This window comes from Hymenobacter negativus, assembly GCF_017571495.1.
In the GTDB taxonomy this organism is placed as follows: domain Bacteria; phylum Bacteroidota; class Bacteroidia; order Cytophagales; family Hymenobacteraceae; genus Hymenobacter; species Hymenobacter negativus.
This window is the reverse complement of sequence record NZ_JAGETZ010000006.1, coordinates 247,431-260,799: the sequence shown is the minus strand read 5'-3', so window position 1 is coordinate 260,799 and position 13,369 is coordinate 247,431. Positions and strand designations below refer to the sequence as shown.

At 58.6% G+C, this 13,369-nt stretch carries 11 protein-coding genes; 7 read left to right on the top strand and 4 right to left on the bottom strand.

Translation table 11 applies throughout. The features are described from left to right. Positions 1-7: 7 nt before the first annotated feature. Complete coding sequence (locus tag J4E00_RS15115; protein WP_236049811.1) at positions 8-1,054, bottom strand: DMT family transporter; 1,047 nt, start codon at positions 1,052-1,054, stop codon at positions 8-10. A 242-nt stretch (positions 1,055-1,296) separates the two neighbouring features. Here J4E00_RS15115 and hemA point away from each other — a divergent pair, with 242 nt between their 5' ends. Continuing rightward, a complete protein-coding gene (hemA, locus tag J4E00_RS15110) occupies positions 1,297-2,571 on the top strand; it encodes a glutamyl-tRNA reductase (protein WP_208176007.1) in 1,275 nt (424 codons plus the stop codon). Between the two features lie 165 nt (positions 2,572-2,736). Here the strand turns inward: hemA and J4E00_RS15105 are convergent, their stop codons facing one another. Beyond that, positions 2,737-3,159 (bottom strand): molybdenum cofactor biosynthesis protein MoaE, encoded by a 423-nt coding sequence (locus J4E00_RS15105; RefSeq protein WP_213017954.1) that lies wholly within the window; start codon positions 3,157-3,159, stop codon positions 2,737-2,739. An 89-nt stretch (positions 3,160-3,248) separates the two neighbouring features. After that, positions 3,249-3,491: a MoaD/ThiS family protein gene (locus J4E00_RS15100; protein ID WP_208176006.1), complete on the bottom strand. Its 243-nt coding sequence runs from the start codon at positions 3,489-3,491 to the stop codon at positions 3,249-3,251. Positions 3,492-3,635: 144 nt separating this feature from the next. Here J4E00_RS15100 and moaA point away from each other — a divergent pair, with 144 nt between their 5' ends. From moaA to J4E00_RS15080, 4 genes are all read left to right on the top strand, one after another. Next, complete coding sequence (gene moaA, locus J4E00_RS15095) at positions 3,636-4,676, top strand: GTP 3',8-cyclase MoaA (RefSeq protein WP_317196632.1); 1,041 nt, start codon at positions 3,636-3,638, stop codon at positions 4,674-4,676. Positions 4,677-4,753: 77 nt separating this feature from the next. Continuing rightward, complete coding sequence (locus J4E00_RS15090; protein ID WP_208176004.1) at positions 4,754-5,545, top strand: alpha/beta hydrolase; 792 nt, start codon at positions 4,754-4,756, stop codon at positions 5,543-5,545. A gap of 418 nt (positions 5,546-5,963) precedes the next feature. Beyond that, positions 5,964-8,753 (top strand): response regulator, encoded by a 2,790-nt coding sequence (locus J4E00_RS15085; RefSeq protein WP_208176003.1) that lies wholly within the window; start codon positions 5,964-5,966, stop codon positions 8,751-8,753. Between the two features lie 262 nt (positions 8,754-9,015). Then, a complete protein-coding gene (locus J4E00_RS15080) occupies positions 9,016-10,176 on the top strand; it encodes an MFS transporter (RefSeq protein WP_208176002.1) in 1,161 nt (386 codons plus the stop codon). A gap of 91 nt (positions 10,177-10,267) precedes the next feature. On the opposite strand, the gene J4E00_RS15075 is transcribed toward J4E00_RS15080, so the two are convergent. Further along, entirely contained in the window at positions 10,268-11,383 is a 1,116-nt protein-coding gene (locus tag J4E00_RS15075) for a glycosyltransferase family 4 protein (RefSeq protein WP_208176001.1), read from the bottom strand. Between the two features lie 176 nt (positions 11,384-11,559). Here J4E00_RS15075 and J4E00_RS15070 point away from each other — a divergent pair, with 176 nt between their 5' ends. Next, positions 11,560-11,847 (top strand): c-type cytochrome, encoded by a 288-nt coding sequence (locus J4E00_RS15070; protein WP_208176000.1) that lies wholly within the window; start codon positions 11,560-11,562, stop codon positions 11,845-11,847. Positions 11,848-11,980: 133 nt separating this feature from the next. After that, on the top strand, positions 11,981-13,321 hold the full coding sequence (hflX, locus tag J4E00_RS15065) for a GTPase HflX (RefSeq protein WP_208175999.1): 1,341 nt from the start codon (positions 11,981-11,983) through the stop codon (positions 13,319-13,321). Positions 13,322-13,369: the final 48 nt, after the last annotated feature.

Genomic DNA, 13,369 nt, shown 5'->3' with positions numbered 1-13,369 from the left:
AGGCGACCTACTTTGCCCGGTGAATAATAAGAACCCCCGCCAGAATCACCACCATGCCCACGAAGTGCCACACGTTGAAGGCCTCGCCATCGAGCGCACCGAGGGCCAACGCCACGATGGGAATAAGGTAGGTACTCGACGAGGCAAACAGCGCCGTTGACTGCTGAATCAGCTTATTAAACAGCACCATGGCCACGGCCGTGCTCATGGTGGCCAGCAGCGCAATGTAACTAAATGCCGTCCAGGCCCCCGGCGCGGTGGTCAGCTTGTGCAGGAAATCAGTTCCGATAAGCAGATACGCCAACGCTGGCCCCCCAATGAGCAGAAGCAGCACCGAAGTAACCGTTACGGGCGTCAGCCCGCCCAGCTTGTACTTGATAACGTTCACGCTCAGGCCATAGCCAATGGTAGCCACCAGAATATAAATGCCGTACCACGCGTTGCCCTCGCCAGTGGGCGTGGCATCGCCGCCACTCCCGCCCAGCTGCAACATCACCACCGTGCCCGCCAGCCCCAGCCCGATGCCCAGCACCCGAAGCCACGTTAGCCGCTGCCCAAACAGCAGCGCCCCTACCAGCAGCGTGAATACCGCCGTGAGGGCATTGAGCACGCCCGCCAGCCCTGAGGCCAGCCGGGTTTCGGCGTAAGCAAATAGAAAGGCTGGAATCAGTGTACCCACCACCCCACTCAGCGCCAACCACTTAAAGCGACTGCGCTCTACCTTGCCTACATGGCGCAGGGCAAAGGGCAGCAGCAGCAATGCCGCCACACTCACGCGAATAGCTCCTAGCTCCAGCGCCGAAAACACCACCAGGCCCTTCTTCATCAGAATGAACGAGGTCCCCCAAATGCAGGCTAACACTAGCAGCAGGGCCCACGCCACGGGGGTGGTACCAGCCGGCGCGGGGGGCGTCAGCGCCTCGGCCGCTTCCAGCGAGGCACTTTCGTCGGCCGCACCCGGCATGGGACTTTCGTTGCGCCGGGAAGCCGAAGCAACCGGAGCGGGCGGCGTTCCGAGTGAAGAATCAGTAGCGCGGGGCGAGGTGGGAAGCATGGCACAAAGGTACGCGGCCCCGCCCAGCGCCTTTCTGCCGGTCTGCTTCGCGGCGCGGCGGACTACACCACCTGATTTTTATCAGTCAGAAATAGTCCGTCCCCTACAACAGGCCCTGGGCGCCCCTGGCGGCCTGATATTCGTCAACTTTCCCGTCGAACCCTGCTTATGAGTTGGCTGTTGTGATATCCTACCGAAATCCTGCCGTAATTTTGTCGTCCGATTTCGTGTCGTTTCTATCTATGTCGCATCCGTTCAAGGCCGTTAGCCTATCCTTTAAGAAAGCCCCGCTGGCCATCCGCGAGCTGCTTTCGCTGGACGAGGCCGCCTGCCGCCGCTTCCTGCACACGCTGCATAATGAGCTGGGTCTAAGCGACCTGCTCGTGCTAAGTACCTGTAACCGCACCGAAGTTTACTACGCCGCCGAGGATGAACGCAGCCGCGAAATCATCCTTGCCCTGGGCCATTTGAAGAACCGCGCCGATACTGGCCAGTTCCTCCCGTACTTCGACCTGCTGCCCACCGCCGACGCGGCCGTGCAGCACCTCTTCGAAGTAGCCATGGGCCTTGACGCGCAGGTAGTTGGCGACCTGCAAATCAGCAACCAGGTGAAGATGGCCTACCAGTGGGCGGCGGATGCCGACGCGGCCGGCCCCTTCCTGCACCGCTTGCTACACACCGTTTTTTTTACCAACAAGCGGGTGCAAACCGAAACCAGCTTCCGCGACGGGGCTGCTTCCATCAGCTACGCGGCTCTGGAACTGGTAGAAGAACTAACCGCCGATGTGGCCAATCCGAAAGTATTGGTGGTAGGACTGGGCGAAATCGGGGCCGATGTGTGCCGCCACTTGGCTGCTAGCAAGGCTTTTGGCGAAGTCGTGCTCTGCAACCGCACCCGCGCCAAGGCCGAAGCCCTCGCCGAAGAATGCGGCATGCGCATCGTGGATTTTGAAGAGCTGGTGCCCGCTTTGAAGGAGGCCGATGTCATCATTTCCTCCATCAATCGCGCCGAACCCTTCTTCACTAAAGAGATGGTGCAGCACCTTGATGTGCTCAGCTTCAAATTCTTCATCGACCTGAGCGTGCCCCGCAGCATTGCCGCCGATGTGGAGCAGGTACCCGGCGTGCTGGTGTATAACATAGACGCTATTCAAAGCAAGGCCTCGGCGGCCCTCGAAGTCCGCCTGGCCGCCGTACCGCAGGTACGCGCCATCATCACCGAAAGCATTGTAGGTCTTAATGGCTGGGCCAAGGAAATGATGGTGTCGCCCATCATTCAGAAAGTGAAAGCTAGCCTGGAGCAGCTGCGCCTCGAAGAACTGGACCGCTTCCAGAAAAAGGCTACCCCCGCCGAAAGCAAGCTCCTCGACGAAGCCACCCGCTCGCTCATGCAGAAGGTGCTTAAGCAACACGTGTTGCAGCTCAAAGCCGCCTGCAAGCGCGACGATGCCGGCCAGCTGGTAGAGCTGCTGGGCGAACTATTCGACCTGGAAAAGCATAACGAACCCGTGGCCTAACAGCCTTATAGGTTTCTTGTCAGACGCAGAAAGCCGCTCGATGAGCGGCTTTCTGCGTTTTCGGGCACGGGTGCTCTAAAAGCGGAGCGCCGGTTCGCGCCGAGCATTAAGCTTGCATGTTTCAATGAGGCCGTAACGCTTCGGGGTACTCGTTTTGTCACTCGTTTACGGGTGCGCGGCTACCCACTCGGTGCCATCTTCATACTCCTCGCGCTTCCAGATGGTGACTACCAGTTTCAGCGTATCGATGATGTACTGGCAGGCGGCGAAGCTTTCGGCGCGGTGCGGCGTGGCCACGGCCACCACTACCGCCACATCACCCAGCGCCAATGTTCCTTTACGGTGCACCACGGCCACAGCCTGCAACATGGGCCATTTTTCATAAGCTTGGCTTACTACGTGACCGAGCTGGGTAAGGGCCATGCTGTCATAAGACTCATAATGCAGGCGGCGCACCGGGCGTCCGCCCGACTGGTTGCGCACCGTGCCGATGAAAGCATTGACAGCACCAGCCGCTTCGGTTTGCACGGCTGCCAAGGCTGCAGCCACGTCAATAGGCTGGTCGGTAATGGAAAGGTGGGGAATCATTAAATCAATAAGCAGTTGGTAATGAACAGTTGCGCCGAGCTTGAGCCACAATAAATAGTCCTGAAAGCTGCTCACTGTTAACTGATTTTCTAGCCGCCAGCTACGGGCGGAATGAGGGCGATTTCATCAACGGTATGCAGCGGCTGGTCGTTGCTCGCATACTCGTTATTGACGGCTACGGCGCAGCTACGCAGCTCACCCAGAGCAGGGTATTGCTTGCGCATCTCGGCCAATAGTTCGCCCACAGTAGCTGGAGCTGGGGCGGGCAGCTCAATCACCGACGTGCCCACTATTTCGCGGGTGATGCCGTAGAGGGAGATTTTTAAAGACATATCTTTCGACATAAAAGTGGAAGGTAGCGGCTAACAACAGGCATGGGCACCGGCCCAGGCCCGCCGCCTGAACACCTTTCCTGCTTCCGGGGTTTACCGCAGACCGGCTGTCTTACGTACAGCCCCGTAAAATTGGTGATAAACGTGCTTCCATCTATACCTACTTCGGCTGCGCTGCCGGCCGTCACGCCCCTATATGACCAGCACGGCCGCCCCCTGGAATACCTGCGTCTGGCCGTGACGGACCGCTGCAACCTGCGCTGCTTCTACTGCATGCCCGAGGAAGGCATTAAATACATGCCCAAGCACGAGCTGTTGAGCTACGAGGAAATGCTCCGCTTGACTGGCCTGCTGGCTACGCTAGGCGTACGCAAAGTGCGCCTGACTGGCGGCGAGCCTTTCGTGCGGCGCGACCTGGTGCCTTTTATGGAGAGGCTGGCGCAGCTGCCGGGCATCGACGACATCAGCCTGACGACCAACGGGGTTCTCACTGCGCCACACGTGCCCGCACTGGCCCGTTTGGGCGTGAAGGCCGTCAACCTCAGCCTCGATACCCTGGACCGGGAGCGGTTCTTTCAAATAACGCGGCGCGATGAACTGCCCAAAGTGCTGAATACTTTCTACGCTCTGCTTGAGGTGGGTATTCAAGTAAAAATCAACGCCGTTGTAATGGACGGGCAGAACATTGACGACCTGATACCGCTGGCCGAACTCAGCCGCGAGCTGCCCGTGGATGTGCGCTTCATCGAAGAAATGCCTTTCAACGGCGGCAGCCACGAGGCGGGACCAGCCTCGCTGCCGTGGAACCACGTCCGCATTCGCCAGCACCTGGAAGCGCATTTTGGGTCCCTCACACCGGTGGCCATGGCAGCTGGCGCCACAGCTTCAGATTATCGTATTGCTGGCCACCAGGGCCGCGTGGGCATCATTGCGGCGTACTCGCGCACCTTCTGCGGCACCTGCAACCGCCTGCGGCTCACGGCCGAAGGCGGCATCAAAACCTGCCTCTACGACCAGGGCGTACTCGATACCCGTGCCTTGCTGCGCGGCGGCAAAACCGACGAGGAAATTGTGGCAGCCCTGGCGGCAGCCTTCCGCTTCCGGGCCGCCAATGGCTTCGAGGCTGAGCGGCAGCGGCCCCTGCATCAGCTCAGCTTCGAGAGCATGGCCACAATTGGGGGATAAGGCCGCTTTCGGGACACTAGAATAGGGAGCCGCTACCTTGCATTCAGCCAATAGCCAAACCCTTGCTCATCTATTGAATGAAAGTTGCTTTGATAATAGCCGCCGTCCTGGCGTCGCTCTACGTGCTGATATGCGCAGTGCTTTATTTCAAGCAGGAAAGGTTGCTTTTTGCTCCTACGCGGCTGCCAGCTAATTATCAGTTCCACTTTCCTGGCCAGTTTGAAGAACGGTGGACCACGGCTGCCGATGGCACCCGCCTGCATGGCCTGCTGTTCCGTGCGCCCAATTCCAAGGGCCTGCTGTTTTACCTGCACGGCAACGGGGGCGCGCTCGATAGCTGGGGCGACGTGGCCGCTACCTACACCGCGCTGCGCTACGATGTGTTTCTACTCGACTACCGCGGCTATGGCAAAAGCGGCAGTTACATCAGCAATCAGGCGCAGATGCTGAACGATGTAGATGCCGCCTACCGCCAGCTGCTGGCCGAATATCCAGAAAGCCAGACAGTAATTCTGGGCTACTCGTTGGGCACGGGGCCCGCCACCTGGCTGGCCGCCCGGCATCAGCCCCGGCTCCTGATTTTGCAGGCGCCCTACTACAGCATGCGCGACATGGCCAAGCAGCTTTATCCCTTTGTGCCGGGCTTCGTGCTGCGCTATCCCATGCCTACCAACGAATTTATTGGGCAGGTAAAAGCTCCCATCGTGCTCTTTCACGGCTACCGGGATGAGGTCATTACGCATACCTCTACCCTCCGTCTGAAAGCGCTTCTTAAGCCTAGCGACCAGCTTATTATTTTGCCCGGTGCCGGCCATAACGGCATGACCGACAACCTGCAATACCGACAGGAACTGGCTCGGCTACTTTAATCCGGCTACGCCAATGGCATCAACCTGATGCAGGAGTAATTATTTTTTTACTGGATTTCTACTTTCTACTGATTAAATGCACGGCAAAGAACCGGGTATAGCCTACTGAGAAGGATATGACGTAAATGAACTACTTGCAGATTCCCAAACAATTACACAACGACAGCTATTATTTATCCAAAAACATATACTAAAAACCAAATTCTAATTTCAATAATTTATTAATAAAACACAATTATTGAGAGGCATAATTGCAAGAAAACAAGCATTTTATCAGTAATAATTAAAGTATATTTGCTACAAGCTTGATATTGTTACGTGATATTATATGTCAGAATTTTACAATTTAAATCTTACATCTGTTCCTGAATCTGTTTCTCGCGAAGAGTGTAGTGTCTGCCTGCCCATCGAAAAGCAATTGGAGAACTTACAGCAACAACTTGCTACCGTGCAGGACGAGCTGAAAGCCCAACGAGCACGCTTTGCCGCGCTGGTTGATGCCCTGCCGGACGGTGTGATGTTTACGACCAGTGAGGGGCATGCACTAGCAACGAATCAGCTTTGCCGTGACTTATTCGGGCTGGGGACTACCGGCGTCGACGACCAGCTACAGGATATGGCCGAGGCCATTCAGCACCATTTCCGGGACCCGGCCGATTTTCTGACCCGTACACAAGCGCAGCGCGCAACCGGTGGCAACCTGCTTGGCGAAGAGTTTGTCCTGACCGATGGCCGGGTAGTAGAGCGGCGCTACGTGGTGCTGGCCGATAAAAGCCTCGGGCATATGGTGAGCTTCCGGGACGTAACGGCACAACGCCAGCAGGAGGCCCGGATTCAGGAGCTGGAGCAGCGCCTGACCGAGCAGCGGGAAATGTACACCACCGTACTCGACCAACTGAAAGTTGAAGTGGTGGTGTTTGATGCAGAACACCGCTACCAATATGCCAACGCGCAGTGCTTCAAGGATGCCGAGACGCGGGAATGGGTGATTGGCAAAAACGATTTTGAATACTTTGCTTACCGGCAGCGCCCGCTGGAGCTGGCTACTACCCGCTGGCAAAAATTTGATGAAGCGGTGCAAACCCGCACAGAGGTGGCATGGGAAGAGAGCATGCTTTCGCCCGATGGCATCCAGCAGATATGGCGGCACTTTATTCCAGTATTTGCCCCTGATGGCACCCTGCGCATGATGGTAGGCACGGGTTCCAACCTTACCCTGCGCCGCCAAGCTGAGCGGAAACTAGTTGAACAGCGCGAATTTTACGAATTCACCCTCAATCATATTCCCTGCGACATTGGCGTGTTTGATGTCGAGGGCCGCTACCTGTTCGTGAATGCCACGGGCATTAAGGACCCCGCTAAGCGGGAATGGGTTATAGGCAAAGACAATTTTGACTACTGCGAGCGGTACGGCTACCCTCGCGCCCTGGCCGAAGAGCGGCATGTGCGCCTGACGGAGGCTTTCCGCGAGCGCCGATTGGTGACGTTTGAGGAAACGTTTGACCGGCCCGAAGGCATCCGCCATCAGTTCCGCTGCCTGCAGCCGGTGTTTTACCCCGATGGCTCGCCGCGCATGATAGTGGCCTACGGCCTCGATATCACGGAGCGGGTGGGCACCGAGCGTGCCCTGCGCCACGCCAAGCTGGCGGCAGAGTCGGCGGTGCGGGCCCGCGAGATTTTCCTGGCCAACATGAGCCACGAAATCCGCACGCCCATGAACGCCATTCTGGGCATGAGCCAGCTGCTGGCCAAAACCGAGCTGGCCCCCGACCAAGATAGCTACCGCCAGGCCATCACTACTTCGGCCGAGCATCTGCTGGTGATTATCAACGACATCCTGGACCTGTCGAAGCTGGAGGCCGGCAAGATGGCGCTGGAACAAGTCGGCTTCACTCCTACCCACCTGCTGGCCGAAATCGAGCAGACCCTGCACTACAAGGCCGAGGAAAAGGGCCTACGCCTGCTGACCCGCGTGGCCCCGACCGTGCCCCGCGTGCTGCTCGGCGACCCCTATCGTATTCGGCAGGTACTGCTGAACCTGGCCGGTAATTCCATCAAGTTCACCGATTCCGGGTACGTGGCCATTACCTGCGACTTCGTGCCCAGCCCCGATGGCAGCACCGGGAACGTGATGTTCCGGGTGGCCGATACCGGCATTGGCATTGAGCCGGAGTTTGTGCAGCACATTTTCAACGAGTTCAGCCAACAGGACTCGTCGGTGACACGCAAGTTTGGCGGTACGGGCCTGGGCCTGAGCATCACGCGTAATTTGCTGAAGCTGATGGGCAGTGACATTCAGCTGGATAGCACGCTGAACAAGGGCACGGTGATGCAGTTTGCGCTCAGCCTGCCCGTGGGCAGCACCGAGGACCTCGCCCCTAAGGTGATACTGCCCGCCGACAGCCCCACTCGCCAGTTTCTGCGCGACAAACGGGTGCTGCTGGTGGAAGACAACCGCTTCAACCGTCAGATTGCCAAGACCTTCCTCAGCCACGCTCAAGTACAGGTAACTGAGGCCGAGCACGGCGCGATAGCCGTGGAGCTGGCCCAGCACACCCGCTTCGACCTGATTCTGATGGACATTCAGATGCCGGTGATGGATGGGTACGCAGCTACGGCGCTGCTGCGCCAGCAATTGGGCCTCTCTACCCCCATTGTGGCCCTCACGGCCAATGCGGTAAAAGGCGAGCGCGAAAAATGCCTCTCGGCGGGCATGAACGGCTACCTCGCCAAGCCCTTTAAGGAAGAAGAGCTACTGCGCGTGGTGGGCGACTGGACCCTGACCATGCCCCTCCCCACCCTACCGCCTGAGCCGGCAGCAACGTCCGATTTTCTGCTTCCTCCCGCCGAGCCTACCGAGGCCCCGACCGTGAAGCTATACGGCGTAGAAGACCTGCTGGCGGCTGGCCAGGGCGACCTGGAATTCGTGTCTTTCATGCTGGAAACCTTCGTGGAAAGTTGCGAGGAGGCAATGAAAAACCTGGCGCTGGGCATGCAGGAGCAAAATATCACCATTCTGAAAACAACGGCCCATACGCTTAAGCCTAACCTGGTGCATTTGCATGCCCTGAACCTGCTGCCCCCAGTGGAAGCACTGGACCAATGGCAAGGCTCTTTCGAAGCGGCGGCCTTGAAGCCGCTGGTCGACTCCATTCGCCTGCTTTTGCTTGATGTGGTGGCCCAGATACGGCTGGATATGGCCGCTTAGAGCAGTTTCGCGCTACGGCATGCCGTAGCGCGAAACTGCTCTAACGATGCGAAGTGCTGATAGAAGTACGTGAAAGCCAGCTACCGCTTCGCGGCTTTTTAGCTCCCTAAGAATAGCGGAAACGTTTGTTGAAGTCCTGGGCAAAATTTGAAATCCAAGGCAACTTCTGCGGGAATCCTACTGTTGCAGCGCCTTACTTTTGCCGCAATCCGGCGCCTCCTGTTGGGGCTGCAAAGACGAGGTGTAGAGACGCTAGCACACCATGATTCCATTGGCTCCTTCGCCCCAATATATTTCCCGTAAAGCCCATCGCATTGCGGTAGGCGCGCTGTTTTTTCTGCTAGGGCTGTGCTTTGCTACCTGGGCTTCCCGGATTCCGAGCATTCAGCAGCGCATGGGCATTTCGGAGGCGGGGCTGGGCGGCGTGCTGCTGGCCATTCCACTAGGCCAGCTACTCACGCTGCCGCTGGCCGGCTGGCTGGTGGCGAAAGAGGGCAGCCGCAAGGTGGTGCTGTACGGCGTGGTATTTTACGCCATGGCGCTGGTGGGCCTGGGCTGGGCCACCAGCCTATACCAGCTGCTGCCCTGCCTGGTGCTCTTTGGCGTGGGCGGCAACCTGACGAATATTTCGGTAAATACCCAGGCTGTGGGTGTGGAGCGGCTCTACCAGCATAAGCCCATTATGGCTTCATTTCACGGGCTGTGGAGCCTGGCGGGCTTTGTGGCAGCGGCAGTGGGCTCGTTTATGATTGGCCACGCCGTGACGCCGGGGCTGCATTTCATCTTCATCGCTTTGTTTATCATGGCTGGTCTGGCCGTGGCAGCCGGCTCCACAGTGCGCGAAGACAGCGGCACCGACCCCGACCAGCCCATCTTCGTGAAGCCCGACAAGGAACTGCTAGGCCTGGGCGCCATTGCTTTCTGCGCGCTGATTTGCGAAGGAGCCATGTTCGACTGGAGCGGGGTGTACTTCAAGAAAGTGATTCAGGCTGATAAAGACTGGGTGGGCGCGGGCTACACAGCCTTCATGAGCACTATGGCGCTGGGCCGCTTCGGGGCCGACTGGCTGGCACACCGACTGGGCCCGAAGCGAGTGATTCAGCTCTGCGGGCTGCTCACGGCCGTAGGCTTGACCATTGCGGTCCTGCTACCCACGCTGCCCACGGCGCTGCTGGGCTTCCTGCTGGTGGGCTTCGGCACCTCGGCGGTGGTGCCCCTGGTATACAGCGCGGCGGGCAAGTCCACGCACATGTCGGCGGGCATGGCGCTGGCTTCGGTGTCGACTATTGGCTTCTTCGGCTTTCTGCTGGGGCCGCCGGTAATTGGGGTAGTAGCCGGCGCCACGAGCCTGCGGATTTCGTTCGCCTTTATTGCCTTTATGGGCTTGTGCGTGTCGGCGGTAGCCAGCCGAGTTCGGGTGTAAGCACACGTATCCCGAATTTCTCATTCGGCCGCGTGAACGAGCTATTGAAACACCGTTCGCGCGGCCGAATGGGAAATTTGGGGTACTCGTGCTACTTGCGCTGCACGGCAGCTACGGCGGAGAGGTACTTCTCCAGCACCAGTCGCTCATCAAATTTTGTTTCGGCCAAATGGCGGCTGGCTTTGCCCATAGCTTCCAGTTCAGCTTCTGGCAACTGGAGAACTTTGAGCATTTTGGCCGCTAGGTCTTCGCCGCTGCGCACCTGGCACAGGTAACCATTGAGGCCGTCGACCACCGTTTCGCGGCAGCCGGGCACGTCGGTGGTCACCAGGGGCTTGCCCACGGCTGCGGCTTCGAGCAGGGTTTTGGGGGTACCTTCGCGGTAGCTGGGCAGCACCACACAATCGGCTTTATGCAAGTGGGCGGCCACATCGTCGGAGCGGCCCAGGTATTCAATGTCGCCGGCTTTCAGCCATTCTTCGAACGTGGCGCGGGGCACGCCCACGCCACCGGCCTCATCAAGGCCGCCCAGCAGCTGGATTCGCGTGCCCGGCAGCACAGAGCGGATAATTTTGGCCGCCTCAAAATACTCCACTACGCCTTTTTCATAGAGCACCCGCGCCACCATCAGGAACACGAAGGGAATTTGGCGCACAAACTGCCCGGCGGGCCGGAACTTGCGGGTATCGACGCCGGAGCCGGGCAGCAGGTCGGTAATTTCCTGACGCACCAAGCCGTTGTCGAGGAACAGCTGCCGGTCGTCGCCATTCTGAAAAAACACCTTGGCCGGGAAGCGGAACGCGAAGCGATAGAGGCCAAGCGCCACCTTGCTCACAAAGTTTTTGATGATGAACACCGTGCCCAATCCGCTCACGTTGTTGATGCTGGGGATGCCCGCCAGCTTGGCCGCGATGCTGCCGTAGATGTTCGGCTTGATGGTGTAGTGCAGCACCACATCGGGCCGCTCGCGCCGGTAAATCTGGTAGAAACGGCGCGTGAGGGCGGCATCTTTCACCGGATTAGTGCCCTTGTTCTCCATGAGGATGGGCACGAAACGGCAGCCTAACTCGGTTTCGAGACGCGCAGAATAGTCATCGGGCGGCGCAATGGCCAGCACTTCGTGGCCGGCCGCCTGTAGGGCCCGCACGAGACTGGCGCGGAAGTTCCAAATATTCCAACTGGTATTGATAACGAGGGCGACGCGCACTTTTCTGGGGTAAGAGGGTATGGGGGTAGCAGGGCAAGAGTTGGCAAAGGTCGGGACTATGGCGCGATGTATGGTAGGGCTACGGAATACGTCCCTCCGGTCCTCTTCCTCGCCTGCCTTCATTCCCTTATTTATTCTTCCGGTACTTTGCGGGCTCTTTGCGTGTTATTCCAGCTATGAACCTTCGCTTTTCGGCTTTTTTGCTCCTGCTGCCGCAGCTGGCCCTGGCCGGGCCGCCAGCGTTGCCGGGACAGGCCATTTTCCAAAAAAACTGCGCCCGCTGCCACGGCGCCAATGGCAAGCTGGGCCTCAACGGCGCCCACGACCTCACCAAGAGCAACCTCAACGCCTTCGGCCGTACTTACATGGTAACGAAGGGACTGGGCAAGATGCCGGCTTTTGAAAAAGTGCTCACCCCGGCACAGGTGCAACAGGTGGTGGCATATTCGCTCACTTTAAAATAGTTGCTAGTTGTCGGCTGCTGGTATTCCTGAATATTGATAATTGACAGTCGGACCCGCAAAAAATACGTTTAGTAACAGGCCGCAACTTCTGCCCGCATGCTAACAACTGACAACGAATAACTGACAACTACACATGGCAAACAACCAATCCGGCGGCCGCAAGCCAGGCAACAGCACCCGCCATATCGGAGCAACCGATAACGTGAAGGGCCGCGCCGGCCGCATCCTCGCCAAAGCCGCCGACAACGGCACCTACGAAACCGCCAAAGAGCAGGAAACGGCCGTACTCGTGTCGGTGCCCCCGCGCCGGCAGTCCGAAGCCCAAACCACCGAATACCTTGACGAGCTGGCGTTTCTGATTGAAACCGCTGGCGCCACCGCGACCAAACGCTTCGTGCAGCGGCTGGAAAAGCCCGACATCCGCACCTACGTGGGCGAGGGCAAGCTGGCCGAAATAAAGGCATACGTGCAACACGAAGGCACTAGCATGGTGGTGTTCGACGATGACCTGTCTCCTTCGCAGCTCCGCAACCTGGAAGCCGAGTTGCTGGTGAAAATTGTGGACCGCTCGCTGCTCATTCTCGATATTTTCGCCTTGCGGGCCAAGTCGGCCACCTCGCGTACGCAGGTGGAGTTGGCACAGTACCAGTACCTATTGCCTCGCCTCACCGGCCTCTGGACTCACTTGGACAAGCAGCGTGGGGGTGTGGGCATGAAAGGCCCGGGTGAAACGGAAATCGAAACCGACCGTCGCATTGTGCGCGACCGGATTGCCTTCCTCAAGGAAAAGCTCGAAGACCTCGACAAGCAGAGCCACACCCAGCGTAAGGCGCGGGGCGGCAGCATCCGGGTGGCGCTGGTAGGCTACACCAACGTGGGCAAAAGCACCCTGATGAACGTGCTGGGCAAGTCCGACGTATTCGCCGAAAACAAGCTCTTTGCGACCGTGGACGCCACTACGCGCAAGGTAGTGCTCGACAACACGCCGTTTTTGCTTTCCGACACGGTGGGATTTATTCGCAAGCTGCCTACCAAGCTGATTGAGAGCTTTAAGAGCACGCTGGATGAGATTCGGGAGGCCGACTTGCTGCTGCATGTCGTGGACATTTCGCACCCGGGCTTTGAAGAGCAGATTCAGGTGGTGAACGACACGCTGGCCGACATCGGCGCGGCCGACAAACCGGTGCTGCTGGTGTTCAACAAAATTGACCAGTACCAGCCCGACGATGCCGAGCAAGACCCCTTCGGTGAAGTGCTGGAGGCCGAGGACGATGGCACCGCGCCGCGCCCGCCGCTGGCGCAGTTGCAAGCCACCTACATGGCCAAGCTGCACGACCCCGTGGTGTTCATCTCGGCCCAGGAGCGCACCAACATGGAGGAGCTGCGTGAGCTGATAGCCAAGCGGGTGGCGGCCCTGCACCAACAGCGCTACCCCTACCAATCAAACGCTTACTCGGATTACACCGAACAGTAGGCAGTAGTTTATGTCGGCTAAAAGCGTCTGCCTGGCAAAAGGCAGGCG

What these genes read in the sequence shown, in the direction of transcription:
- J4E00_RS15115 (WP_236049811.1), bottom strand. Translation starts at nt 1,054, where the DNA reads ATGCTTCCCACCTCGCCCCGCGCTACTGATTCTTCACTCGGAACGCCG.
- hemA (WP_208176007.1), top strand. Translation starts at nt 1,297, where the DNA reads ATGTCGCATCCGTTCAAGGCCGTTAGCCTATCCTTTAAGAAAGCCCCG.
- J4E00_RS15105 (WP_213017954.1), bottom strand. Translation starts at nt 3,159, where the DNA reads ATGATTCCCCACCTTTCCATTACCGACCAGCCTATTGACGTGGCTGCA.
- J4E00_RS15100 (WP_208176006.1), bottom strand. Translation starts at nt 3,491, where the DNA reads ATGTCTTTAAAAATCTCCCTCTACGGCATCACCCGCGAAATAGTGGGC.
- J4E00_RS15090 (WP_208176004.1), top strand. Translation starts at nt 4,754, where the DNA reads ATGAAAGTTGCTTTGATAATAGCCGCCGTCCTGGCGTCGCTCTACGTG.
- J4E00_RS15080 (WP_208176002.1), top strand. Translation starts at nt 9,016, where the DNA reads ATGATTCCATTGGCTCCTTCGCCCCAATATATTTCCCGTAAAGCCCAT.
- J4E00_RS15070 (WP_208176000.1), top strand. Translation starts at nt 11,560, where the DNA reads ATGAACCTTCGCTTTTCGGCTTTTTTGCTCCTGCTGCCGCAGCTGGCC.
- hflX (WP_208175999.1), top strand. Translation starts at nt 11,981, where the DNA reads ATGGCAAACAACCAATCCGGCGGCCGCAAGCCAGGCAACAGCACCCGC.